This window comes from Spongiibacter sp. (genome assembly GCF_984394615.1).
The window spans coordinates 51,402-74,414 of the sequence record NZ_CFHTQA010000004.1 but is presented as its reverse complement, the minus strand read 5'-3'; the positions used below and the strand labels follow the sequence as shown (position 1 = coordinate 74,414).

At 54.7% G+C, this 23,013-nt stretch carries 22 protein-coding genes and 1 tRNA gene; 22 read left to right on the top strand and 1 reads right to left on the bottom strand.

The annotated features are described in order from the left end of the window. Complete coding sequence (locus tag AC5DB9_RS02930; protein ID WP_272994406.1) at positions 1 to 591, bottom strand: Maf family protein; 591 nt, start codon at positions 589 to 591, stop codon at positions 1 to 3. A gap of 131 nt (positions 592 to 722) precedes the next feature. Between AC5DB9_RS02930 and AC5DB9_RS02925 the strand changes: the two genes are divergently transcribed. From AC5DB9_RS02925 to lon, 22 genes are all read left to right on the top strand, one after another. Next, positions 723 to 1,250, top strand: a complete 528-nt coding sequence (locus tag AC5DB9_RS02925) for a YceD family protein (protein ID WP_022957240.1) — start codon at positions 723 to 725, stop codon at positions 1,248 to 1,250. A 21-nt stretch (positions 1,251 to 1,271) separates the two neighbouring features. Then, complete coding sequence (gene rpmF, locus AC5DB9_RS02920; protein ID WP_022957239.1) at positions 1,272 to 1,451, top strand: 50S ribosomal protein L32; 180 nt, start codon at positions 1,272 to 1,274, stop codon at positions 1,449 to 1,451. Positions 1,452 to 1,458: 7 nt separating this feature from the next. Further along, positions 1,459 to 2,478, top strand: a complete 1,020-nt coding sequence (gene plsX / locus AC5DB9_RS02915) for a phosphate acyltransferase PlsX (protein ID WP_272994404.1) — start codon at positions 1,459 to 1,461, stop codon at positions 2,476 to 2,478. Positions 2,479 to 2,519: 41 nt separating this feature from the next. After that, positions 2,520 to 3,458: an ACP S-malonyltransferase gene (gene fabD / locus AC5DB9_RS02910; protein ID WP_272994402.1), complete on the top strand. Its 939-nt coding sequence runs from the start codon at positions 2,520 to 2,522 to the stop codon at positions 3,456 to 3,458. 32 nt (positions 3,459 to 3,490) lie between these two features. Continuing rightward, a complete protein-coding gene (gene fabG / locus AC5DB9_RS02905; RefSeq protein WP_272994400.1) occupies positions 3,491 to 4,228 on the top strand; it encodes a 3-oxoacyl-ACP reductase FabG in 738 nt (245 codons plus the stop codon). Positions 4,229 to 4,429: 201 nt separating this feature from the next. Further along, positions 4,430 to 4,666: an acyl carrier protein gene (gene acpP / locus AC5DB9_RS02900; protein ID WP_022957235.1), complete on the top strand. Its 237-nt coding sequence runs from the start codon at positions 4,430 to 4,432 to the stop codon at positions 4,664 to 4,666. Positions 4,667 to 4,843: 177 nt separating this feature from the next. After that, on the top strand, positions 4,844 to 6,088 hold the full coding sequence (fabF, locus tag AC5DB9_RS02895; protein WP_028968018.1) for a beta-ketoacyl-ACP synthase II: 1,245 nt from the start codon (positions 4,844 to 4,846) through the stop codon (positions 6,086 to 6,088). Between the two features lie 33 nt (positions 6,089 to 6,121). Then, a complete protein-coding gene (gene pabC, locus AC5DB9_RS02890; protein ID WP_272994397.1) occupies positions 6,122 to 6,931 on the top strand; it encodes an aminodeoxychorismate lyase in 810 nt (269 codons plus the stop codon). Beyond that, positions 6,924 to 7,982: an endolytic transglycosylase MltG gene (gene mltG / locus AC5DB9_RS02885; RefSeq protein WP_272994395.1), complete on the top strand. Its 1,059-nt coding sequence runs from the start codon at positions 6,924 to 6,926 to the stop codon at positions 7,980 to 7,982. Before pabC ends, mltG begins: the two co-directional genes overlap by 8 nt. Next, on the top strand, positions 7,979 to 8,614 hold the full coding sequence (gene tmk, locus AC5DB9_RS02880) for a dTMP kinase (RefSeq protein ID WP_272994393.1): 636 nt from the start codon (positions 7,979 to 7,981) through the stop codon (positions 8,612 to 8,614). Before mltG ends, tmk begins: the two co-directional genes overlap by 4 nt. Then, entirely contained in the window at positions 8,607 to 9,590 is a 984-nt protein-coding gene (locus tag AC5DB9_RS02875) for a DNA polymerase III subunit delta' (protein WP_272994392.1), read from the top strand. Before tmk ends, AC5DB9_RS02875 begins: the two co-directional genes overlap by 8 nt. A 73-nt stretch (positions 9,591 to 9,663) precedes the next feature. Continuing rightward, on the top strand, positions 9,664 to 10,014 hold the full coding sequence (locus AC5DB9_RS02870) for a PilZ domain-containing protein (protein WP_022957229.1): 351 nt from the start codon (positions 9,664 to 9,666) through the stop codon (positions 10,012 to 10,014). Positions 10,015 to 10,077: 63 nt separating this feature from the next. Further along, positions 10,078 to 10,851: a TatD family hydrolase gene (locus AC5DB9_RS02865; protein ID WP_272994390.1), complete on the top strand. Its 774-nt coding sequence runs from the start codon at positions 10,078 to 10,080 to the stop codon at positions 10,849 to 10,851. Positions 10,852 to 10,883: 32 nt separating this feature from the next. Beyond that, positions 10,884 to 12,002, top strand: coding sequence for a glycine cleavage system aminomethyltransferase GcvT (gcvT, locus tag AC5DB9_RS02860; protein ID WP_272994388.1), 1,119 nt, complete (start codon positions 10,884 to 10,886; stop codon positions 12,000 to 12,002). Positions 12,003 to 12,005: 3 nt separating this feature from the next. Beyond that, positions 12,006 to 13,064, top strand: coding sequence for a beta-N-acetylglucosaminidase domain-containing protein (locus AC5DB9_RS02855; protein ID WP_272994386.1), 1,059 nt, complete (start codon positions 12,006 to 12,008; stop codon positions 13,062 to 13,064). Between the two features lie 143 nt (positions 13,065 to 13,207). Beyond that, positions 13,208 to 15,355, top strand: coding sequence for a fatty acid oxidation complex subunit alpha FadB (fadB, locus tag AC5DB9_RS02850; protein ID WP_272994385.1), 2,148 nt, complete (start codon positions 13,208 to 13,210; stop codon positions 15,353 to 15,355). A gap of 18 nt (positions 15,356 to 15,373) precedes the next feature. Continuing rightward, positions 15,374 to 16,549: an acetyl-CoA C-acyltransferase FadA gene (fadA, locus tag AC5DB9_RS02845; RefSeq protein WP_272994383.1), complete on the top strand. Its 1,176-nt coding sequence runs from the start codon at positions 15,374 to 15,376 to the stop codon at positions 16,547 to 16,549. Between the two features lie 147 nt (positions 16,550 to 16,696). Next, positions 16,697 to 16,781, top strand: a tRNA-Leu gene (locus AC5DB9_RS02840). A gap of 70 nt (positions 16,782 to 16,851) precedes the next feature. Then, on the top strand, positions 16,852 to 18,180 hold the full coding sequence (tig, locus tag AC5DB9_RS02835) for a trigger factor (RefSeq protein ID WP_272994381.1): 1,329 nt from the start codon (positions 16,852 to 16,854) through the stop codon (positions 18,178 to 18,180). 116 nt (positions 18,181 to 18,296) lie between these two features. After that, entirely contained in the window at positions 18,297 to 18,926 is a 630-nt protein-coding gene (gene clpP, locus AC5DB9_RS02830) for an ATP-dependent Clp endopeptidase proteolytic subunit ClpP (RefSeq protein ID WP_022957222.1), read from the top strand. A 109-nt stretch (positions 18,927 to 19,035) separates the two neighbouring features. Further along, positions 19,036 to 20,310, top strand: a complete 1,275-nt coding sequence (gene clpX / locus AC5DB9_RS02825; protein WP_022957221.1) for an ATP-dependent Clp protease ATP-binding subunit ClpX — start codon at positions 19,036 to 19,038, stop codon at positions 20,308 to 20,310. A gap of 157 nt (positions 20,311 to 20,467) precedes the next feature. Then, positions 20,468 to 22,894, top strand: coding sequence for an endopeptidase La (lon, locus tag AC5DB9_RS02820; RefSeq protein WP_022957220.1), 2,427 nt, complete (start codon positions 20,468 to 20,470; stop codon positions 22,892 to 22,894). Positions 22,895 to 23,013 lie beyond the last annotated feature (119 nt).

The window sequence follows — 23,013 nt, the reverse complement described above, 5'->3', positions numbered from 1 at the left end:
TCAAGGTAGGGTATAGCCTTCTTTATTAAGAAAGTTGATAAGCCGGATGAGTGGCAGGCCGATGAGGCTGTTGGGGTCGCGGCCGCTTAATGCGCTGAATAGGCTAATCCCGAGTCCTTCCATTTTGAAACTGCCTGCGCAGTCAAAAGCTGGTTCGGCGGTGATATATCGCTCTATCTGGTCGTCGCTCAGGGGGCGAAAGGTGACGGCATAGCGTTCTACGCAGTGGTGTTCCCGCGCGTCGCTGTGGCGAAACAGGCTGAGTCCCGTATGGAAAACAACGGTTTTGCCGGAGCAGTTGCGCAGCTGCTCGGCGGCTTTTGTGGCGTTGCCTGGTTTGCCCAGTGCGCAGCCGTCCAATTCTGCCACCTGGTCGCTGCCGATTATCCACGCTTCTTCATGTTGCGCGCCAACGGTTCTTGCCTTGTTGGAGGCAAGGCGGCCCGCGAGCTGGTGGGGTGTTTCATTCGGCAGAGGGCTTTCGTCTACATTGGCCGGGTGACACTCAATGTCCAAACCCAGTCGCTCCAGCAGTTGTTTCCTGTAAGGGGAGGCGGAAGCGAGAATGAGGGTGGGAAAGGGGGTGGTCATGGTTTTTCCTTGCTGTGAATTGGGCTACTTTATCAAAATTCTCCTGATGCCCGGAATGCGTGGCCTAAGCGCTTAGAAATACAGCTTTTTGCTTTGACATCGTGGGGGCAAATCCCTATGATTGCGCGCTTATGCAAAACCAGCCCCTGCCCAAGCAGATTGATGCGCGGAAGTTATGCGCAACCACTGCGAATATTCGTGCTCAGGCAAGTGTGAGTACATTGCCGCGTTTTGCGGCCGGGCTAGCCTCGGATCGAGGTGAAGTGACGGTCGATATTCGCTTGTATCGTGAAGAGCAGGGGTTTTACCGTATCGATGGCAAAGCGGTAGCAAGTGTTGATGTGTTCTGTCAGCGCTGCCTTCAGCCGATGCCAGTCGAGATAGTTGCAGAGTTTGCATTGGCGATTGTCTGGACCGAAGAGCAAGCTAAGGCGCTGCCAAAATCACTGGATCCGGTGATTCTGGGAGAAGAATTGCTTGAGCTGGATGAACTGCTGCAGGATGAATTAATTATCAGCACGCCGTTCGTCAACTACCATGATAAGCGTGAATGTGCAGCCGATGCACCTGTCGATTACCCCGCGCCGGAAGGCGCCGGAAGTGAAGAAAAGGGTGAGTCACCGTTTTCTGTGCTGGGGTCGTTAAAGCCCCGAGATTAAGTAAAGAGGAATTGTTGAGCCATGGCTGTTCAGAAAAGCAAAAAGACCCGTTCTCGTCGCGGTATGCGTCGGTCTCACGATGCACTGTCCAGCGCAGCGCTGTCTGTTGATCAGACTAGCGGAGAGAAGCACCTGCGTCACAATGTTACTGCGGACGGTTTCTTCCGTGGCCGTAAAGTAGTCGCTGGTAAAGACGACTGACTTTTGCGTGGCATCACTGCGACTCGCTGTTGATGCAATGGGCGGAGACGTCGGTCTCCGCTCAACTATCCCTGCCTCTATTCTCGCACTGAACGAGAATTCACAACTTCATATCACCCTGGTTGGCGACGAGCCTGCAATCCGGCAGCAGCTTGAGAAAGCGCGCTTTGATTCCCCGCGCCTTACGGTTCATCACGCCCCTGACGTGGTGCCGATGGATGAAAAACCTGCTCAGGCATTGCGCTCGCGACCGCAGTCGTCAATGGCTGTGGCCCTTGAATTATTGAGAGATGGCAAAGTAGGAGGCGTGCTGAGTGCCGGCAACACCGGCGCGCTAGTGGCAATGAGCTGTATTATCGTTCAGCGATTGGAAGGTGTGAGGCGGCCCGCAATCTGCGCTGCTATTCCCGCTGACAATCACCACACCTATATGCTTGACCTGGGCGCCAATGTACAGTGCGGAGCCGAAGAGCTTCGGCAGTTTGCCGTGATGGGCAGTGCGCTGGCATCGTCAATAGATGGCCTTGAGTCGCCTCGCCTGGGCCTGCTGAACATCGGTGAAGAGCTGATCAAAGGAACGCCGGTATTGCAGGAGGCGGCGCAGATGCTGGAAGGCGATGCCGCGCTCAACTACATCGGGTTTATAGAGGGTGGTGATATTTTTAGTGCCAGGGTGGATGTTGTCGTCTGCGATGGTTTTGTGGGAAATATCGCACTGAAAGTCAGCGAAGGAACGGCATCCTATATCGGGCGCACATTACGTGAAGAGTTGCTCAGTACTTGGCGCGGCCGCCTCATTTCCCTGTTGTTATTGCCAGTGATTAACCGCTTTCAACGCCGTCATGACCCCCGTTATTACAACGGCGCGGTGTTGCTCGGCTTGCGGGGGCTGGTAGTGAAAAGCCATGGTGGCAGCGATGCAAAGGGTTTTCTGGCCGCAATTCGGCACACAAGTAAAGCCATGAAGCAGGAATTGCCTGCGCGGATTGCCCATCAATTGCGGGACATGCCGGTCCTGCCGACATAAGACATTACTACTCACTGATTAAATAAAAGGATTAGCGACAGATGGAAGCACAAAAACTGGCGTTTGTTTTTCCCGGTCAGGGTTCACAGAAAGTGGGCATGCTGGCTGAGCTCGGAGAGGCCTATTCCAGCGTGAAGCAAACATTTGCCGAAGCCTCTGAGGCTTTGGGTTATGACATGTGGGAGCTGGTTCAGCAGGGCGAGCAGTCTCAGCTGAACATGACCGAGACTACCCAGCCCGTTCTGCTCACTTCCAGTCTGGCCGTTTGGCGCCTTTGGCAGGCACAGGGCGGCTTGCAGCCGACAATTATGGCTGGGCACAGCTTGGGTGAATTCTCCGCACTGGTTTGCGCTGGTGCGCTCGACTTTGCTGATGCGGTCAAGTTGGTGCGGGCCCGCGGGCAGTTCATGCAAACGGCTGTGCCAGTGGGAGAAGGGGCGATGGCCGCAGTTCTGGGGTTGGAGGATGCGCAAATCGAAGAAATTTGTGCAGCCGCCGAGGGCGTGGTTGAAGCGGTCAACTATAACTCTCCGGGTCAGGTGGTTATTGCGGGGCACACTGCAGCGGTTGAGGCAACGATTGAAAAGCTCAAGGAAGCCGGTGCCAAGCGGGCCATGCTGCTGCCGGTCAGTGCACCTTTCCATACCTCATTGATGCGGCCAGCAGGTGAAAAGCTCGAACAAGCGCTGGCGGAGTTGACCGTTAACTCACCTGTCATTCCTGTGGTCCACAATGTGCATGCACAGACTGAAAGCGACCCTGCAAAAATTAAGGCCCTGCTTACCGAGCAGATATACAGCGCCGTGAAGTGGGTGAGCTGCGTTGAGGCGATGACTGAAGTAGGGGTGGAATGCACGCTCGAATGTGGGCCGGGTAAGGTGTTGAGTGGCCTCAATAAACGGATTCAGAAGTCGCTGACATGCCTGAACGTCGATAGTCCATCGACTCTCGATGCGGCGCTGGCAGCCGTTTCTCAGTAAGTTCGCAGTCAATAAGGAATAAGGATTTAGCTATGAGCGAAAAAGTTGCACTGGTCACGGGTGCCAGCCGGGGAATCGGTAAAGCGATCGCCCTTGAGTTGGGCAAGGCGGGTATGACCGTCGTGGGAACGGCAACGTCTGAATCAGGTGCGCAGGCGATTAGCGAGCGCTTTGCCGAGCATGGTGTGACGGGTACAGGAATGGCGCTGGATGTGTCGTCTTCTGAGTCGGTTGACGCGGTGCTGAAGGCGATTGCAGAACAGTATGGTCCGGTAACCGTGCTGGTCAATAACGCCGGTATTACCAAGGACAACATTATGATGCGTATGAAAGAGGACGAGTGGTTCGATGTCATCGACACCAATCTCAACTCTCTTTACCGCATTGCCAAGGCATCACTGCGTGGCATGACCAAAGCCCGCTGGGGAAGAATCATCAATATCAGCTCTGTTGTGGGTTCTATGGGGAACGCGGGGCAGGCCAACTATGCTGCGGCGAAAGCCGGTATGGATGGATTTACCCGCGCTTTGGCACGGGAAATTGGTTCGCGTGGCATAACGGTAAACAGCGTGGCGCCGGGCTTTATCGATACCGATATGACTAAAAAATTGCCTGACGAGCAGCGCGATGCTCTTAAGGGGCAAATTCCCTTGCAGCGCCTAGGTGAGCCTGAAGAGATTGCGTCGGTGGTGGCCTTTCTTGCTGGTGATGCCGGTGGCTACATTACAGGTGAAACCATTCATGTGAATGGCGGGATGTATATGGCGTAAACATCTGAAAAATAGAGCTTTCTGTCCGGAAATGTTGAATTTTTCAGATTTTGCTATGCACAAGGCTCGGCAGTCGAGGTAGAATTAGCGGCAAGTGCTGAGCGGTATACAACACGTATTCGATGAACGACCTCTTCTTCGACCGCGTTGGTTGAAGTTGGGCGCTCCAAACTTAAAATCAATTAGGAGTCATTTACGACCATGAGTAGCATTGAAGAACGCGTCAAGAAAATTGTGGCAGAGCAACTCGGTGTTAAGGAAGACGACGTTCAGGAGTCTGCCTCTTTTGTAGAAGATCTGGGCGCAGATTCTCTGGATACCGTTGAGCTGGTAATGGCCCTCGAAGAGGAATTCGAAACTGAGATTCCTGATGAAGAAGCCGAGAAAATCACTACCGTGAAGCTGGCTATCGATTACATCAAAGAAAACCTGCAGTAAGTTTTCTGTACGGCGAAAGCCGTCACGAAAAAGCCGTTTCTATAGCATATAGAGCGGCTTTTTTTATGCCTGATTATTATGTTGGTGGCGCTTTGAGATAGTATTGCGCCCGGTACTGGCGGTCTGTTGACGCGCCATCCACCGTATAGGCGGTGAAGAGTGATTCTGGAGGAAAACATGTCAAAGCGTAGAGTCGTCGTGACGGGTATGGGGATGGTCAGCCCACTCGGCAATTCAATGGATGAGAGCTGGAAGAACATACTGGATGGGCGCAGTGGTGTTGGTGTTCTCGACAGCTTTGATGTGTCAGCCTTTTCGACGCAGATTGGCGCGTCGATTAAAGATTTCAGCGTCGATGAGTATATGTCGGCAAAGGAAGCCAAGCGTTTTGACCCCTTCATACACTACGGGATTGCTGCAGCGGAACAAGCGTTAGCTGATGCTGGAGTTACAATCACCGAGGAAAATGCGCCGCGCTTCGGTACGGCTATTGGCTCGGGTATTGGCGGTATCGGATTGATTGAAAACAGCCGCATGATTATTGAGAAAAGCGGTCCCCGCAAGCTATCACCATTTACCGTGCCTGGTGCCATTATCAACATGGTGGCGGGTTTGATGGCCATTCGCCATAACCTGCAGGGACCGAGCATAGCGATTACCACTGCCTGCACGACGGGCACCCACAATATCGGCATGGCCGCCCGGATGATTGCCTACGGCGATGCCGATGCCATGTTGGTTGGTGGCGCGGAAATGGCCACCACCCCCGTGGGCCTGGGTGGCTTTGCCGCGGCGCGTGCGATGTCCACACGCAACGATGACCCACAGGCGGCAAGCCGTCCCTGGGATAAAGGCCGCGATGGCTTTGTGCTGGGGGATGGCGCTGGCATGCTGGTGCTTGAGGAGCTGGAATCTGCTCGCCGGCGTGGCGCGCGAATCTATGCGGAACTGCAGGGCTTCGGGATGAGCTGTGATGCCTTCCACATGACGTCGCCCCCGGAAGATGGTCGTGGCGCACTGGCTGCTATGCGTGCTGCCCTCAATGATGCCGCCTTGAGTGCGGACAAGCTTGACTATATCAATGCTCACGGTACCTCGACGGTGGCGGGAGATGTTGCGGAAAGTCGAGCGATAGAGCAGTTGATGGGAAGTGCTGCCAGTCAGGTCGCTGTGAGTTCGACGAAGTCCATGGTTGGACACCTGCTGGGGGCTGCGGGTGCGGTCGAGGCTATTTTCTCGGTGTTGGCGATTCGCGATCAGGTGGCGCCGCCGACGATTAATCTCGATGATCCGGATGACGGCTGTCATTTGAACTATGTGCCCAACAATGCGCAGCCTCGTGACATCCGCTATAGCATGTCCAACTCCTTCGGCTTTGGCGGCACCAATGGCAGCTTGCTGTTTGCAAAGCTTGATGACTGATCGAGTCTTGTCGAAGGCCTGTGGAGTCTCGCATTGAGCGCCCTGCTAAATGGTCGTCCCTGTGCATCTGCCTTGCCAAACAATCGCGCAACCGCCTACGGCGACGGTGTTTTTGAAACCCTGAGGGTGGATGCCAATGGGGTTCTTTGGATAGATGAGCATCTCCAGCGTCTGGTACAGGGGGCGGCGCGTCTTGGTCTGTGGATCGACATCCCGGCGCTTCACCGAGAGATCGCTGAAATCCTGGTGGATGTCGTTGCGCCAACGGTGCTGAAAATCCAGTGTTATCGCCGTGCCGGCGGGCGTGGGTACTTCGGTGCTGAGCGGGAAGCCGAGCGCTTGTTGTCGCTGTGGCCGCTCCCCGGTAATACTTGTTGGGCTAAGGGGGCACGGCTAATGCTCTGCCAGACGCGGCTGGCAGAGAATCCTGCGCTGGCTGGCATAAAGCACTGCAACCGCCTGGAGCAGGTCCTTGCGGCTGCGGAATTGGCGCGCAGTGGCTGCGACGAGGGACTGATGCTGGATGGTTCTGGCTGCCTCGTCGAGGGAACGCGAAGTAATCTGTTCGTGGTCAAAGACGGAACGCTGATGACGCCATCACTGGCACGCAGTGGTGTCGCGGGTATTATGCGCAAGAAAATTATCGAGTGGGCGAGTGGCCATGGCGTCGACTGTCGCGAGGGGCGGCTGGGTCCCAGTGCTTTGCCCAAGGCCGACGAAGTGTTTGTCTGCAACAGCGTGTTTGGTATTTGGCCGGTGACGGCGGTGGGCTGTGTGTCCCTTCCGGTCGGTGAGTTATGCCGGACATTGCAACGGGAGTTTGATTCGCAGTTTCATGCTTAAATTAGTCAGAATTATTGCCGCGCTGCTGTTTCCGGTCATTATTGCCGGCGTGCTTCTGGTCGGCTACGTCGACCATTATTTCGATCGGCGTTTGCAGATTGAGGGAGATAGTGCCGTCATGTTGTTGGAGAGAGGTACGGGCTTTTCGACCATGGTCAATCAGGCGGCTGAACGGGGCTGGATAGCGCAGCCGGGCGTGCTCAAAATTGCGGCACGGATAGTACCCTCCATGGCTGAGGTGAGGGCTGGGGAATACCAGGTTCACGCTGGCACAACCGTGGGGCAATGGTTGGCGATGATGCGAAACGGTGAAGTGGTGCGCCACCATTTCACCTTCGTCGAGGGATGGACTGTTAAGCAGTTATTGTCGCAACTGAAAGGCAGCCCCATGTTAGCAGACGAAACGTTGGTGGCAGGGCCGGAACTGTGGGCGCAGTTGGGTATTGAGGCGCCGTTGGCCAAACACCCTGAGGGGCTCTTCTTTCCGGATACCTATGATTTTCATCGAGGTGACGAGCCGTCATTACTGTTGCGGCGCGCCTACCAGCGTATGGAGTCGGTGCTGATGGACGAGTGGGAAAAGCGACAGCCAAATCTCCCACTGGCAACGCCTTACGAGGCGCTGATTCTGGCCTCTATTATAGAAAAGGAAACTGGTGTTCCCGGCGAGCGTGGTGAAATTGCCGGCGTGTTCATTCGCCGCTTGCAAAAGGGGATGCGTCTACAGACGGATCCCACCATTATTTATGGCATGGGTGACGCGTATCAGGGGAATATTCGTAGCCGCGACCTGCGCGACGACAGCAATCCCTACAACACCTATCGTATTAACGGCCTGCCGCCTACGCCGATTGCATTGGCCGGGCGCGAAGCCATTCATGCTGCCCTGCAGCCAGAACCGGGCAGCAGCCTGTTTTTTGTCGCCAAGGGTGATGGCAGCCATTATTTTTCCGAAACGCTGGCTGAACATGAGGCTGCCGTTCGTCAGTACCAGCTTCGTCGACGGCAGGACTATCGGTCCAGTCCAGCTCCTAAGGGGGCAGGCCAATGAATAAAGGACGTTTTATCACGCTGGAAGGGGGCGAGGGCGTTGGTAAGTCCAGTAATATGGCTTTTATTGTCGATTTGCTTACTGAGGCCGGTGTCGACTTTATTCAGACTCGCGAGCCGGGTGGCACGCCCCTGGCCGAAGAAATTCGCCAGTTGCTACTCACGCCGCGTGACGAGCATATGGATGAGTTGAGCGAGCTGCTCTTGGTGTTCGCCGCTAGGGCACAACACCTTGCCAGAACCATTCGTCCAGCGCTGGCCGCGGGTACATGGGTGCTGTGTGACCGTTTTACGGACGCTACCGTTGCCTATCAGGGAGCCGGGCGCGGTTTGTCGTTGTCCGCGATCGCTCAGCTTAGAGCGTTGGTGCATCGTGACCTGCAGCCGGATATGACCTTGTTATTGGATGCTCCCGTCGAGATTGGCATGTCTCGGGCCAGTGAACGAGGAGAACTCGATCGCTTCGAACAAGAACAGATGAGTTTTTTTGAGCGCGTGCGGCAGGGATATATTGATCAGGCGCAGGCTGATCCCGATCGCTATCGCATTATTGATGCGTCGCAATCGCTGAGCGATGTGCAGGCCGACATCCGTGATGTACTAATGCCTTGGTTGAGCCAAGCCGATGGCTGAGCCGATGATCAGTTACGCCTGGCATGCCAATCAGTGGCAGCAGCTCGCCCAACTCCACGAAGAACAGCGCCTGCCGCATGCACTGCTTCTTGGCGGCGCACCCGGTATTGGCAAGTTGCGCTTTGCGCGCGCATTGCTGGCTACATTGTTGTGTGAGCAACCCAAAGGGTTTCAGGCCTGCGGGGCTTGCCAAGCCTGCCAGCTGCATGCGAGCGGCTCGCACCCGGATCTACGCGAGCTGACACCAGAGGAAGGTAAGCGGCAGATCGGTATCGATCAGGTTCGCAGCCTTCAGCAATTCACCGCACAAAGTGCCCACCGCGATGGCGGCAGAAAACTGGCCCTCATACACCCGGCGGAAGCCATGAATGCGTATACGGCTAATGCGGTGTTGAAAACCCTGGAAGAGCCCGCCGGGGACACCGTGCTGATTCTGCTCAGCCATTCGCCCAGTCAGCTGCTTCCGACGATACGCTCGCGCTGTATGCAAATGAATTTCCCCTTGCCTGTGCGGGAACAGGCACTGGCTTGGCTGGAAACGCAGCTTGGGGGCGGTGGCAGCGCTGAGCGCTTGTTGGATGAGAGCGGCGGACGTCCGCTTGCGGCACTGCAGTTGTTCGAGGCTGACGGCCTGGCGCAGTGGCAGCGCCAGGATGAGGCGCTGGCAGCGCTGGTAGCGGGCAGGAAGGACGCGGTAGCGCTAGCGGAAGAGTGGCAAGAGCAGGACAGTATTGAGCTGCTCGATTGGTGGTTGCGACGCCTGTCGTCCTTGATTCGGCATAAAAGTGCGGGGCAGCCGATGACAACCGATATCTGGTTGCCTTTTGCTGTATTGCCTGATGAGCGGCTGCATGTCTTCATGGATGAGGTGTTGAGCGTGAGAGCGAAGCTGTTGCGCGGTGCGGCCCTGAACAAACGCTTACTTCTGGAAAAGTTGCTGCTCGACTGGCAGTCAATGCTGCGCAGTCATGTGTAGCAGATGGCATATTTGATATAGTGAGTACGAAATGGGTTCTCAGACTGGTTGTTGACGAGGTGGAGCTGTATTGATGAGTGGACCTCAGGGCGCGCGCAACGGCATTTTATCGCTGACCATCCGCGATAAAGCGGTACTTTATGCGGCCTACATGCCTTTTGTTCGCGATGGCGGCTTATTTGTCCCGACAACGAAGCAGTATCAGGTTGGTGACGAGGTGTTTATGCTGCTGACATTGATGGATGAGCCGGAAAAAATCCCCGTTGCTGGCCGCGTTGTTTGGATCACGCCACGAGGAGCGCAAAGCAATCGCGCGGCCGGTATTGGCGTTCAGTTCATTGGCGAGGACCGCACCGCCAATCAGAAAATTGAAGCGTATCTCGCTGGTATTCTGGAATCCGAAAAACCTACCCACACCATGTAACAGACCTGGGCGGCCATGGATGTAATGGTCGCCGTATTTTGCACATAAGGAATTCTGCGTCCCATGCTGGTAGATAGTCATTGCCATCTTGATCGTATCGATTTGAAACCTTACGACGGCGATCTTGCGGCGGCCGTCGCCGCCGCCGCTGAGCGTGGGGTTGATCGTATGCTGTGTATTGGCATTGATCTGGGGAATGCCCCGGCGGTTGTGGACATAGCCCGGCGTTTTAACAATATCTATGCCTCGGTAGGCATACATCCGTTGGATATCAGCGACGAGCTCTGCGAGGTGGAGCAGCTTGTCGCATTAGCCGATCAGCCGAAGGTCATTGCTATCGGTGAAACGGGACTGGACTACTACTATAGCGCCGAGAAAAGCGAGGCGCAGAAACGCAGCTTCGCCAACCATCTCCGCGCCTCCGCGCTTACGGGTAAGCCGGTGATTGTGCACACTCGCGATGCTCGGGAGGACACCTTGCAACTGATACGCGAGCATGGTGATCCCTCGGTGGCGGGGGTCCTGCATTGTTTTACCGAGTCTTGGGAGATGGCCAGTGCGGCTCTGGACATGGGCTACTACATCTCCTTCTCGGGCATCATCACATTTAAAAATGCGGCAGACTTGCGTGAGGTGGTGAAGCGCGTTCCGGTGGAGCGCATGCTTGTGGAAACCGATTCTCCCTACCTGGCGCCCGTGCCTTACCGCGGTAAAAAGAACGAACCCAAATATGTTCGAGAAGTGGCGGAGTGCGTTGCCGAGCTGAAAGGTATGTCCTTCAGCGAAGTCGCCGCGCAGACCAGCCAGAATTTTGACCGTTTGTTCCGCTTTGCCTGAAGGACTCAGGCCAATCATTCTGGAGAAAACCATTGAGCGACGCCTCTCTCAAGCGCACTGCGCTGTACAAGCTGCATCTGGAACTCGGTGCCAAGATGGTACCTTTTGCCGGTTACGAGATGCCGGTTCAGTATCCTCTCGGGGTGAAGAAAGAACACCTTCACACGCGCGATGCCGCAGGCCTGTTTGACGTATCACACATGGGACAGATTCGCCTGAGCGGGGACAATATCGCGGCGGCTTTGGAAGCTATCCTGCCGCAAGATGTATTTGGGCTTGCAGAATCTCGCCAGCGCTACGGCATGCTGCTGAACGAGCAAGGCGGAATTCTGGACGATTTGATGATGGCCAATCGAGGCGAGGATTTCATGCTGGTCGTCAATGCCGCCTGTAAATATGACGACGCCGCCTGGCTGCGTAAGCACCTGCCGGATTCCATCGAGTTGGAACTGTTGGAGGATCGCGCATTACTGGCGTTGCAGGGCCCCAAAGCACGCGAGGTGTTGAGCCGTCTTGCGCCCGCTACTGCGGAAATGCGTTTTATGGATACGGCCTATGCGTCTGTCGGCAACAATGATTGCTGGTTGAGTTGTTCGGGGTACACCGGCGAGGACGGTTTTGAAATTTCGGTGGCCAGTGATCAGGCCGAGGCACTAGCCAGATGCCTGCTTGCGGAGCCCGAAGTGGAGGCGATCGGCTTGGGTGCGCGCGACTCCTTGAGACTGGAGGCTGGCTTGTGTCTCTACGGCCACGATATGGACAGTCAGCGCAGTCCTGTTGAAGCGAACTTGATGTGGGCGATTCAGAAGTGCCGCCGCCCCGGTGGAGACAGGGCCGGCGGTTACATTGGTTCGGCGGCAGTTGAGGAGCAGTTGAGCAGGGGTGTTCCCCAGCGTCGGGTATTGCTGGATATTGATGGCCGCGCGCCGGTGCGGGAGCACAGTGTCATTGTGACTGGGCAAGGAAAAGCGGTTGGCGAAGTATGCAGCGGCGGCTTTGGGCCTTCTACAGGTGGACCTATCGCGATGGCCTATATTGATGCCGTCGTGCTGGATGGCGGAGACGCGCTGTTTGCTGATGTTCGCGGCAGGCAAATTCCGGTATCGGTGCGCAGTAGCGCCTTTTTCCCACAGCGCTATTACCGCGGCTGAGCGATGAAACGGTGGCCGCTGGGCGTCATTGAGGGTTTTTACGGTCGCCAGTGGCGCTGGGAGCAGCGTCGGGAACTTCCCCGGCTGTTGCGAGACTGGGGGTACAACGCCTATATCTATGCCCCTAAAGGGGATAGTAGTTTGCGCAGTCGCTGGCGTGACGACTTTTCCAAAGAGCATTCGGCAAGGTTGTGGTCTCTCTCAGAGGCTTCCATTCAGGCTGGTATCGACTGGGGGGTGGGGCTGTCGCCAGCGGGTTTGCAGAGCGAATTCGGTGATCAGGATCAGCGTGATCTTCGACGTAAGCTAAATCAAATTCAATCCCTGAAACCAGCCATGCTTTGGATTCTATTTGATGATCTGCCTGCGGGAGTTCCCCAGCTCGCAGCGCGTCAACTGGCAGTTATGGCTGTTGTAAGGGACGCGCTGCCGGGGGTTAGACTAGCCATGTGCCCCAGCTATTACAGCGACGATCCTATTCTGGAGACCCTGTTTGGCCGCTGCCCTGAAGGCTATTTCGAGCAATTAGCCAACGGCTTGGGCGCTGAGGTCGATTTGCTGTGGACTGGGCCCCAGGTCATTTCAACCGAGTATCGCCGCGAAGATATGCACCGCGCGAGTGAATTGCTGGGGCGCAAGCCGCTGCTTTGGGATAATTACCCGGTGAATGACGGTCGCAAGAGTAGCCGGTTTTTAAATGTCCTGCCGTTCCGTGGGCGACAGCCCTGGTTGAAAGAGGTTTGTAGCGGGCATTTTGTTAACCCAATGAACGCCTATCATCTATCCTTTCTCTCATTGCAGGGTTTGCCTGCGGGCTATGAACAGGGCCTCAGTCCTGATGAGGCATTTAAGTCCGCGCTGATGACCTTGCCCGCTGAGCTTGCTGAGGTGCTGGTGGAATATGCTGATGTCTTTCAGCGTCAAGGCTTGGATGGGATGCCCACAGACTTGAAATCCGTACTGGCTTTGCGTTGTGATGGTATCGATCACCCTGCGGCGGCTGAGTTGGCCGGGTGGCTCAGAGAAGAGTATCGCTTCGATCCCGATTGCCTCACCGAGTAGGGCAATCGGGTTTAACACGGCGGCTTGCCTTGCCTATCGCTTTCGGGTAGTTTTGCACCCGGATGTTTACATGGTAAACATGTTGCTTTAGGCAAATGCCGCCGCCAACATCTCGACTAGAGAACTCGATTAGAGGGAAAACAATGATTTATCAAGGCAAGGCGTTAAGCGCAAGCTTTCTGGAAGATGGCATCGCGGAGCTCTGCTTCGACCTTCAGGGCGACTCCGTCAACAAATTTAACCGGCTGACCTTGGAAGAACTCGGCGAAGCTACTCAGGCTTTGGCCAGTGAGTCAGGCTTGAAAGGGGTGGTCGTTACCAGCGGCAAGCCGGTTTTTATTGTGGGCGCCGATATCACTGAATTCACTGAGCTGTTCACGCTGCCAGACGCCGAGCTGCGCGGTTGGTTGGAACAAGCCAATGCCATTTTTAACGCTTTTGAAGACCTGCCTGTACCGACTGTTGCTGCCATCAATGGCGTTGCGCTGGGCGGTGGTTATGAAATGTGTCTGGCTTGTGATTTCCGCGTGATGTCGTCTGCGGCTGTCGTGGGACTTCCTGAGGTCAAACTGGGCATTAACCCCGGTTTCGGCGGCACCGTGCGCCTGCCTCGTGTCATCGGTTGCGACAATGCCAACCTTTGGGTTGCCACCGGTAACCAGCAAAAGCCAGACGCTGCATTGAAAGACGGCGGCGTCGACGCCGTAGTGGCTCCTGAGCTGCTAAAAGATGCAGCTGTAGACCTGCTGAAGAAAACCCTGGCAGGCGAGTTTGATTATCAGGCACGTCGCGAAGAAAAAATGTCGCCTGTTAAGCTGAACGATATTGAGCGCATGATGGCCTTTACTACCGGTAAAGCGATGGTGGCACAGCAAGCGGGTAAAAATATGCCTGCACCTGTGACAGCCGTTAAGTCCATGGAGCGCAACGCCACGCTAAGCCGCGATGAAGCGATTGAAGTGGAAATAGAGCATTTCATCAAACTGGCCCGCACGCCCCAGGCTGATGCGCTGGTGGGTCTGTTCCTGAATGAGCAGGGCGTCAGCAAAACTGCCAGAACTATTGCCAAGCAGGGTGGCGATGTTAAACAGGGCGCCGTGTTGGGTGCCGGTATTATGGGCGGCGGTATTGCCTACCAGTCTGCCTATAAAGGCACGCCTATTCTGATGAAAGATATTGCTGAAGCGGGTCTTGAGCTGGGCATGAAAGAGGCTGGCAAACTGTTGTCCAAGCGTGTTGCCCGCGGTCGTATGACCCCGGACAAAATGGCGGCAGTGCTGAGCAGCATTCGTCCGACGCTGAGCTATGACGGTTTTGATAAAGCCGATGTTATCGTAGAGGCCGTGGTTGAGAACCCAAAGGTCAAGCACGCTGTGTTGGCCGAAACGGAGAAACACATCCGCGAGGACGCGGTACTGGCGTCGAACACCTCAACGATCTCCATTAGCTATCTGGCCGAAGCACTGGAGCGTCCGGAAAACTTCTGCGGTATGCACTTCTTTAACCCTGTACATGCCATGCCGCTGGTTGAGGTTATCCGCGGAGAAAAGACCAGCGAAACAACCGTTGCGCGCACAGTTAAGTACGCCCTGCAAATGGGTAAGACGCCGATCGTTGTAAACGACTGTCCCGGATTCTTTGTCAACCGTGTGCTGTTCCCTTACTTCGCGGGCTTCGACATGCTGGTGCGCGACGGCGCCGACTTCCGTCACGTAGATAAAGTGATGGAGCGCTTCGGTATGCCTATGGGGCCGGCTTATCTGATGGACGTGGTCGGCATCGACACCGGTTTCCACGCCGCAGAAGTGATGGCAGAAGGCTTCCCGGATCGTATGCGTCATCCTTTTAAAGGTATTTCGCAGATGATGTTTGAAGCGAACCGCTACGGTCAGAAGAACGGCATCGGCTTCTACAAGTACGAGGAAGATAAGCGCGGTAAGCCTAAGAAGACTGAGGACGAAACTGCGCTGTCAATGGCCGCTGAGGCCAAGATGAACAGTGTTGAGCTGAGCGACGACGACATCCTGGCTCGCATGATGATTCCAATGTGCATCGAAACGGTTCGCTGCCTGGATGAGAGCATTGTCGGCAGTGCGGCAGACGCCGATATGGGGCTCATTATGGGTATTGGTTTCCCGGTATTCCGCGGCGGTGCAATGCGCTACATCGATCAGATGGGCGTGAAAGCCTTCGTGGAAATGGCAGATCGCTACGCCGACCTTGGCAAGCTGTATCAGGTGACTGACAGCCTGCGCGAGATGGCGGCCAAAGGCGAATCTTTCTTTAAATAATCGGGCGGAGACAGAACGATGAACTTCAAAGCAACAGATGTAGTAATTGTAGATTGCGCCCGTACTGCCATGGGGCGCTCAAAAAACGGTGTTTTCCGCAACGTGCGTGCGGAAAATATGTCAGCGGCGCTGGTTGATGCGCTGTTGGCGCGCAACCCTAGTGTTGATCCTGCATTGTTTGAAGATGTGATCTGGGGTTGTGTTAACCAGACCAATGAGCAGGGCTGGAACATCGCTCGGATGATGTCGGTAATGACCAAGCTTCCCCACGAAGTCGCAGGCCAGACCGTGAGTCGCCTGTGTGGCTCCTCCATGTCAGCCCTGCACACCGCTGCGGCGTCAATTACCGCTGGTCTCGGTGACACTTTCATGGTGGGTGGTGTTGAGCATATGGGGCATCTGGCGATGAACCACGGTGTTGACCCCAATCCTCAGGCCAGCAAGCACGTAGCGCGTGCCGCGGGTATGATGGGAATGACCGCTGAAGCACTGGGTATGCTGCACGGCATCAGCCGCGAGCAGCAAGATGAGTTCGGTCTGCGGTCTCATCTGCGTGCAGCGGCGGCTCAAGAGCGTGGTGCTTTCGACAAGGAAATTATGGCGATTGAGGGCCATGATGAAGAGGGTCGCAAAGTACTGGTGAAAGCTGACACTACGGTTCGCGGCGACACCACGCTGGAAGGTCTGGCGTCACTGCGTCCTGCTTTTGATCCCAAAAACGGCACAGTCACTGCGGGCACCAGCTCGCAGATCGCTGATGGGGCTTCTGCGATGATCGTGATGTCCGGCCAGCGCGCAATGGACCTCGGTCTGACTCCTCGTGCGAAAATTCGCAGCATGGCAGTTGCCGGTGTTGATCCGTCCATCATGGGTTACGGCCCTGTCCCCTCGACTCAGAAAGCACTGAAGCGTGTGGGTATGAGCATGGATGATATCGATACGGTCGAGCTTAACGAGGCGTTTGCGGCCCAGGCACTGCCTGTGCTGAAAGACCTAGGTCTGCTGGATAAGATGGACGATAAGGTGAACCTCAACGGCGGCGCTATTGCTCTGGGCCACCCCTTCGGCTGTTCCGGTACTCGCATCATTACTACGCTGATTAATGTGATGGAGCAGCAGGATACCAGCATCGGTCTGGCGACCATGTGTATCGGTATGGGGCAGGGCATCAGCACCATCATCGAGCGCGTTTAACGTGCTTCCCGGCCTTTCTTCGGAAAGGCCTGTGCGACGGGGCTTTGCTTGATCGTGGGCAGGCCCTGTGGCACAATTTCCCGCCTCGTTCAGCTCGGGCTGGACGAAACTGTTAGTAAGTCGTTAATTATCAACGGCTTAGCGTGTGCGGATGTGGTGAAATTGGTATACACGCCAGATTTAGGTTCTGGTGCCGCGAGGCGTGAGAGTTCGAGTCTCTCCATCCGCACCATTTCATAGAATTCTTAAAACGGGCCGCTCTGAAAGCGGTTCGTGTGTTAGATCGCTTTTGAGGAACTTCCATGCAAGTCTCTGTAGAAACGACGTCAGGTCTTGAGCGTCGCTTAATCGTAGGTGTCCCCTCGTCGCGCGTTGATAGCGCAGTGGACAGCCGCCTCCAGGAAGCGGCTAAGACCGTCAAACTGAATGGTTTCCGTCCAGGTAAAGTACCGATGAGGGTGATCCGTCAGCGTTTCGGCCAGTCTGTGCGCATGGAAGTTCTTGGCCAGGTGATGAATGACTCATTCTACGAAGCGATTCAGCAGCAAGGCCTCAAGCCTGCCGGTCGTCCGGAGATAGAGCCCAAAAGCCTGGATGAGGGTAAGGACATTGAATTTGTCGCTACCTTTGAAGTCTTCCCGGAAATCGAGCTGAAAGACTACAGCAGCATTGAAGTTAAAAAGCCGGTGGCAGAAATTACCACTGCTGATATCGATGAAATGATCGAGAATCTGCGGACACAGCGGGCTTCGTGGGAAGTGGCAGAGCGTGCGGCAGCCGAAGGTGATCAAGTCAATATCGACTTTGTCGGCACCAAAGACGGCGAAGAATTCGAAGGTGGCAAGGCAGAAGGTACCGATCTCGAATTGGGCTCTGGCCGTATGATCCCAGGCTTCGAAGATGGCATCGTGGGCATGACTGCCGGTGAGGAAAAAGTCGTCGCACTGACCTTCCCCGAGGACTATCACAGCGAAGAGCTGAAAGGTGCTGCTGTCGAGTTCAAGATCAAGGTCAACGCGGTTAAAGAGCGCAAACTGCCTGAGCTGGATGACGAATTCTTCAAAGCATTCGGTGTAGAAGAGGGTGGTGAAGAAGCATTTCGTGCTGAAGTTGAAAAAAACATGGCGCGAGAGTTGAAAAATGCCACCAAGAACCGCATTAAAACTCAAGTGATGGATGGCGTATTGGCGGTTCACGGCGATCTGCAAGTGCCGAAGGCCTTGATCTCGCAAGAGATCGATGCGTTGCGCAACCAGCAGATGCAGCAGTTCGGTGCTCTCGCTGAGAAATTGAACCCGGCCGACATCCTGCCAGATGACCTGTTTCGCGACAACGCCGAGCGTCGCGTAAAACTGGGCCTGGTGTTGAATGAGCTGATCAGCTCTGAAGAAATTAAAGCCGATGCCGATAAGGTTCGTGAGACGCTGGAAGAAATGGCTGCCAGCTATGAAGACAAAGAAGAAGTCATCAACTGGTACATGAGTCAGCCTCAGCAGCTTCAGCAGATTGAAGGCATTGTGATTGAAGAGCAAGTAGTTGAGAAACTGCTTGAAAAATCGAAGGTTAGCGAAGAAACTTTAAGCTACAAAGAGGTTATGTCGCCGCCGTCTTCGGAAGACGAAGAAGCTTAATTTCCAAGCTGATCTCGTATTCCTCGTCAAGCGGCTGAACTTCGGTTCCGCCGCTTGATTTTTTTCTGGCATGCCATAACGTAACAGTCAATTCACGCCACTTAAGAGAATTGAGTATGTCCCGCAATTTCGACGGAATCAGCAACAATACCATTAATAATCTCGGCCTGATCCCCATGGTCGTTGAGCAGACCGCCCGTGGCGAGCGCTCTTACGATATTTATTCCCGCCTTTTGAAAGAGCGCGTTATCTTCTGCGTCGGCCCGGTTGAAGACCATATGGCCAACCTGATCGTGGCGCAGATGCTGTTCTTGGAATCTGAGAACCCCGACAAAGATATTCACTTGTATATCAACTCTCCGGGTGGCTCGGTCACTGCAGGACTGTCCATTTACGACACGATGAAGTTTATCAAGCCTGACGTCAGCACGATGTGTATCGGTCAAGCGGCCAGTATGGGGGCATTTTTGCTGAGCGGCGGTACGAAGGGTAAGCGTTATATTCTTCCCAATGCTCGCACGATGATCCATCAGCCCAGTGGCGGCGCTCAGGGGCAGGCTACCGACATCGATATCCATGCACGTGAAATTCTCATTATTCGCGAGCGCTTGAATCAGTTGATGGCTGAGCACACCGGTCAGGACTACGAAACCATCTCTCGCGACACTGAGCGGGATAACTTTATGAATGCCCAGCAGTCATGCGATTACGGTTTGGTTGACCAGGTCATCACTTCGCGTAGCTAAGCCGTAGGGTATGAGAGATCGTACCCGGCGACTTGCAAAACTGGGTAAAAGGGGTCATTTTAATTTACAGAAGTAAATTCGCCCCGAAACATCGACAAGGTGAGTGTTAATGAGTAGTAAAGACGGCGCAGACGACAACGGCAAACTGCTGTATTGCTCATTCTGCGGCAAAAGTCAGCACGAAGTGCGCAAACTCATTGCGGGCCCCTCCGTGTTCATTTGTGACGAATGCGTAGACCTGTGTAACGACATTATCCGCGAGGAAGTGCAGGAAGCCGCTGGCGAGTCCGGTAGCAGCAAACTGCCTTCTCCGCAGGAAATTAATGCGACGCTGGATCAGTATGTTATTGGCCAGTCGCGTGCCAAAAAGGTATTGGCGGTAGCGGTATACAACCACTACAAGCGCCTGCGATATGGCGACAAGAACAAGGATGATGTGGAGCTGGGCAAAAGCAATATTCTGCTTGTGGGCCCCACCGGTAGCGGTAAAACCTTGCTTGCTGAAACGCTCGCGCGCCTGCTCGATGTCCCGTTTACCATTGCTGATGCTACGACGCTGACAGAGGCGGGGTATGTCGGCGAGGATGTCGAGAACATCATTCAGAAACTGCTGCAAAAGTGCGACTACGATGTGGAAAAGGCCCAGATGGGGATTGTCTACATCGATGAGATCGACAAAATTTCGCGTAAATCAGACAATCCGTCAATTACCCGTGACGTCTCGGGTGAGGGTGTGCAGCAGGCGCTGTTGAAGCTGATTGAAGGTACCGTGGCTTCGGTTCCGCCGCAGGGAGGCCGCAAGCATCCCCAGCAGGAGTTTCTGCAGGTGGATACGGCTAATATCCTGTTTATTTGTGGTGGTGCCTTCGCTGGCTTGGACCGGGTGATTCGCGACCGCTCAGAAAAAGGCGGAATCGGCTTTGGTGCTGAGGTCAAAAGCAAAGATGAATCTCGTAACGTGGGTGAAGTCTTGGCTGATGTCGAGCCGGAAGATCTGGTGCGCTACGGCCTGATTCCTGAGTTTGTCGGTCGTTTGCCTGTCATTGCGACACTGGAAGAGCTGGATGCCGATGCGCTCGTCAATATTCTGACTGAGCCGCGCAACGCGCTGACCAAGCAGTACTCTAAATTGTTCGAGATGGAAGGTGTCGAGGTTGATTTCCGTGACGATGGTCTTCGTGCCGTCGCAGAGAAGGCCATGGCGCGTAAGACTGGCGCCCGCGGCCTCCGATCTATTTTGGAGTCGGTGTTGCTGGATACGATGTATGACCTGCCTTCTGTCGACAATGTCAGCAAAGTGGTCATAGATGCTTCCGTGATCAATGGCGAATCGCCGCCGATACTGGTCTACAGTGAGCAGCGCAAAGCCGCTCCTGAAGAGTAAGACCTGCAAAGCCGCCTATACAGGCGGCTTTTGTCATTTTGTTTACAGTCAAGTCTTGTTTTTCCCCTGGCAAGTCCCCATCTTAGAACCATAGCCGTCCGTAAGCCGTAGAATTTATTGCCTGCGGGCGTTCACAGTATTACTACGAGGCGAGCTAATGGCTGATACACGTGAGACCCTGGAATTGCCGCTGCTTCCCCTTCGGGATGTTGTGGTCTATCCCCATATGGTGATTCCGCTCTTTGTCGGACGCGATAAGTCTATTCGTGCTCTGGAGCTGGCAATGTCCAGCAATAAAGAGATCGTTCTCGCTGCCCAGAAGAACCCCGATGTTGATGAGCCGGGCACCGAAGACCTTTACGACATTGGTACCGTGGCCAATATTCTCCAATTATTGAAGCTTCCCGATGGCACGGTCAAGGTACTTGTCGAAGGCGATTACCGAGCAGAAATAAACAGCATCACCGCTGAAGAAGAGTATTTTCAGGCGGAAATTGTTGCTTTGCCTGAAGAGAAAATTCCTGCTGAGGAAGCTGAGGTAATGCTTCGCTCTGCGGTGTCGCAGTTTGAAAAGTACATCAATCTCAGTAAGAAAATTCCCGCCGAAGTTCTGACGTCACTCGCTGGTATTGACGAACCAGGACGTCTGGCTGATACCGTTGCAGCGCATATGAGTATGGACCTGGAGCAGAAGCAGGCTGTACTGGAAATGAGCGACGAGCGCGAGCGCTTGGAGCATTTGATGGCGCTGATGGAGTCTGAAATAGACCTGTTTCAGGTCGAAAAGCGGATTCGCGGTCGCGTTAAGAAGCAGATGGAGAAAAGCCAGCGCGAGTACTACCTCAATGAGCAGATGAAAGCGATTCAGCGCGAATTGGGTGAGGGGGAAGATGGCGCCAATGAGCTTGAAGAGCTCGAAAAACGTGTCAGTGACGCCGGCATGAGTAAAGAGGCGCTGGAGAAGGCAAAAGCGGAACTCTCCAAGCTCAAGATGATGTCGCCGATGTCGGCGGAAGCCTCAGTGGTTCGCGGTTACATCGACTGGCTGGTTAATATCCCGTGGCAGAAACGTTCTCGGGTTAAACACGACCTGAAGAAAGCGGAAGAGATCCTCAACAGTGATCATTACGGGCTTGAAGAGGTCAAGGACCGTATTCTTGAGTATCTCGCAGTCCAGAAACGAGTGAAGAAAGTGAAAGGCCCTGTGCTCTGCTTGGTAGGGCCTCCTGGGGTCGGCAAAACGTCACTCGGCGAGTCCATCGCGCGTGCTACGAATCGGAAGTTCGTGCGTATGGCGCTGGGTGGGGTGCGTGACGAAGCTGAAATTCGCGGTCATCGCCGCACGTACATCGGTTCCATGCCGGGCAAAGTCATCCAGAAAATGTCGAAAACCGGCGTTCGTAACCCGTTATTCCTGCTGGATGAAATCGACAAGATGGGGATGGATCACCGTGGCGATCCGGCATCAGCGTTATTGGAGGTGTTGGATCCTGAGCAGAACCACGCTTTCAACGACCACTACCTGGAAGTGGATTACGATTTGTCGGACGTCATGTTCATCTGCACGTCGAATTCGCTCAATATTCCCCCTGCGCTGCTGGACCGTATGGAAGTGATTCGAATCCCCGGTTACACCGAGGATGAGAAAATTAATATTGCACGCCGTTATCTGGTGCCCAAGCAGCTCAAAAATAATGGCCTCAAAGCCAAAGAAGCTGAAATCAATGACGACGCATTGCAGGACATTGTTCGTTATTACACTCGAGAGGCAGGGGTGCGCTCATTGGAGCGAGAGGTTGCCAAAATCTGCCGGAAAATCGTCAAGAATGTCGCGCTCAGTGATGAGTCGACGCCAATCGTGGTGAATGCGGCAAATCTTGAGGATTATCTCGGCGTACGTAAATACACCTTCGGTAAGGCCGAAGAGGAGAACAAGGTTGGCCAGGTCACCGGACTGGCATGGACGCAGGTGGGGGGTGAGTTGCTGACCATCGAGGCTGTGTCGGTCGTGGGCAAGGGGCGGCAGGTGCAGACCGGCTCTCTGGGAGACGTGATGCAGGAGTCTATTCAGGCCGCAATGACCGTCGTTCGTAGTCGCTCCAAGCGCCTTGGTATTCCCGCTAAATATCACGACCGCCACGACATCCATATTCACATGCCGGAAGGTGCGACGCCAAAAGATGGTCCGTCTGCTGGGATAGGCATGTGTACGGCGCTTGTTTCAGTGATAACCGGTATTCCCGTACGCAGCGATGTTGCGATGACCGGGGAAATTACCCTGCGAGGGCAGGTGTTAGCGATTGGCGGCCTGAAGGAAAAATTATTGGCCGCGCATCGAGGTGGCATTCGTACCGTGCTGATTCCGGCAGAAAATGAGCGCGATTTGAAAGAGATTCCAGAAAATATCAAAGCAGACCTCGATATTCGGCCCGTCAAATGGATTGACGAAGTGCTCAATATTGCGCTCGAAAGCATTCCTCAGGAAATTTCTGAAGAGGAATATCTTGCCGGCCTTGATGACGGTCAAAAAGCTGTTGAGGCATCTCGGGAGAACGCGGAAAACGCTCGCCCTAATGCGCATTGAATAAAAATATGATAGAGCGTTTTTGGCTGAGGTTGGCTATCTATTAACCAGCCTCCAGCCCCCGTGGCAACTGTATTTGGCATATTTGCGATAATGCGTCCGGTGGCGCAGAGTTTCCT

Excerpts from the sequence above, each read along its gene's own strand:
- acpP (WP_022957235.1), top strand. The coding sequence starts at position 4,430 with ATGAGTAGCATTGAAGAACGCGTCAAGAAAATTGTGGCAGAGCAACTC.
- tig (WP_272994381.1), top strand. The coding sequence starts at position 16,852 with ATGCAAGTCTCTGTAGAAACGACGTCAGGTCTTGAGCGTCGCTTAATC.
- AC5DB9_RS02855 (WP_272994386.1), top strand. The coding sequence starts at position 12,006 with ATGAAACGGTGGCCGCTGGGCGTCATTGAGGGTTTTTACGGTCGCCAG.
- lon (WP_022957220.1), top strand. The coding sequence starts at position 20,468 with ATGGCTGATACACGTGAGACCCTGGAATTGCCGCTGCTTCCCCTTCGG.
- tmk (WP_272994393.1), top strand. The coding sequence starts at position 7,979 with ATGAATAAAGGACGTTTTATCACGCTGGAAGGGGGCGAGGGCGTTGGT.
- AC5DB9_RS02875 (WP_272994392.1), top strand. The coding sequence starts at position 8,607 with ATGGCTGAGCCGATGATCAGTTACGCCTGGCATGCCAATCAGTGGCAG.
- AC5DB9_RS02865 (WP_272994390.1), top strand. The coding sequence starts at position 10,078 with ATGCTGGTAGATAGTCATTGCCATCTTGATCGTATCGATTTGAAACCT.
- fabG (WP_272994400.1), top strand. The coding sequence starts at position 3,491 with ATGAGCGAAAAAGTTGCACTGGTCACGGGTGCCAGCCGGGGAATCGGT.
- fabF (WP_028968018.1), top strand. The coding sequence starts at position 4,844 with ATGTCAAAGCGTAGAGTCGTCGTGACGGGTATGGGGATGGTCAGCCCA.
- AC5DB9_RS02930 (WP_272994406.1), bottom strand. The coding sequence starts at position 591 with ATGACCACCCCCTTTCCCACCCTCATTCTCGCTTCCGCCTCCCCTTAC.
- clpX (WP_022957221.1), top strand. The coding sequence starts at position 19,036 with ATGAGTAGTAAAGACGGCGCAGACGACAACGGCAAACTGCTGTATTGC.
- AC5DB9_RS02925 (WP_022957240.1), top strand. The coding sequence starts at position 723 with ATGCAAAACCAGCCCCTGCCCAAGCAGATTGATGCGCGGAAGTTATGC.
- mltG (WP_272994395.1), top strand. The coding sequence starts at position 6,924 with ATGCTTAAATTAGTCAGAATTATTGCCGCGCTGCTGTTTCCGGTCATT.
- fadA (WP_272994383.1), top strand. The coding sequence starts at position 15,374 with ATGAACTTCAAAGCAACAGATGTAGTAATTGTAGATTGCGCCCGTACT.
- rpmF (WP_022957239.1), top strand. The coding sequence starts at position 1,272 with ATGGCTGTTCAGAAAAGCAAAAAGACCCGTTCTCGTCGCGGTATGCGT.
- fabD (WP_272994402.1), top strand. The coding sequence starts at position 2,520 with ATGGAAGCACAAAAACTGGCGTTTGTTTTTCCCGGTCAGGGTTCACAG.
- clpP (WP_022957222.1), top strand. The coding sequence starts at position 18,297 with ATGTCCCGCAATTTCGACGGAATCAGCAACAATACCATTAATAATCTC.
- AC5DB9_RS02870 (WP_022957229.1), top strand. The coding sequence starts at position 9,664 with ATGAGTGGACCTCAGGGCGCGCGCAACGGCATTTTATCGCTGACCATC.
- fadB (WP_272994385.1), top strand. The coding sequence starts at position 13,208 with ATGATTTATCAAGGCAAGGCGTTAAGCGCAAGCTTTCTGGAAGATGGC.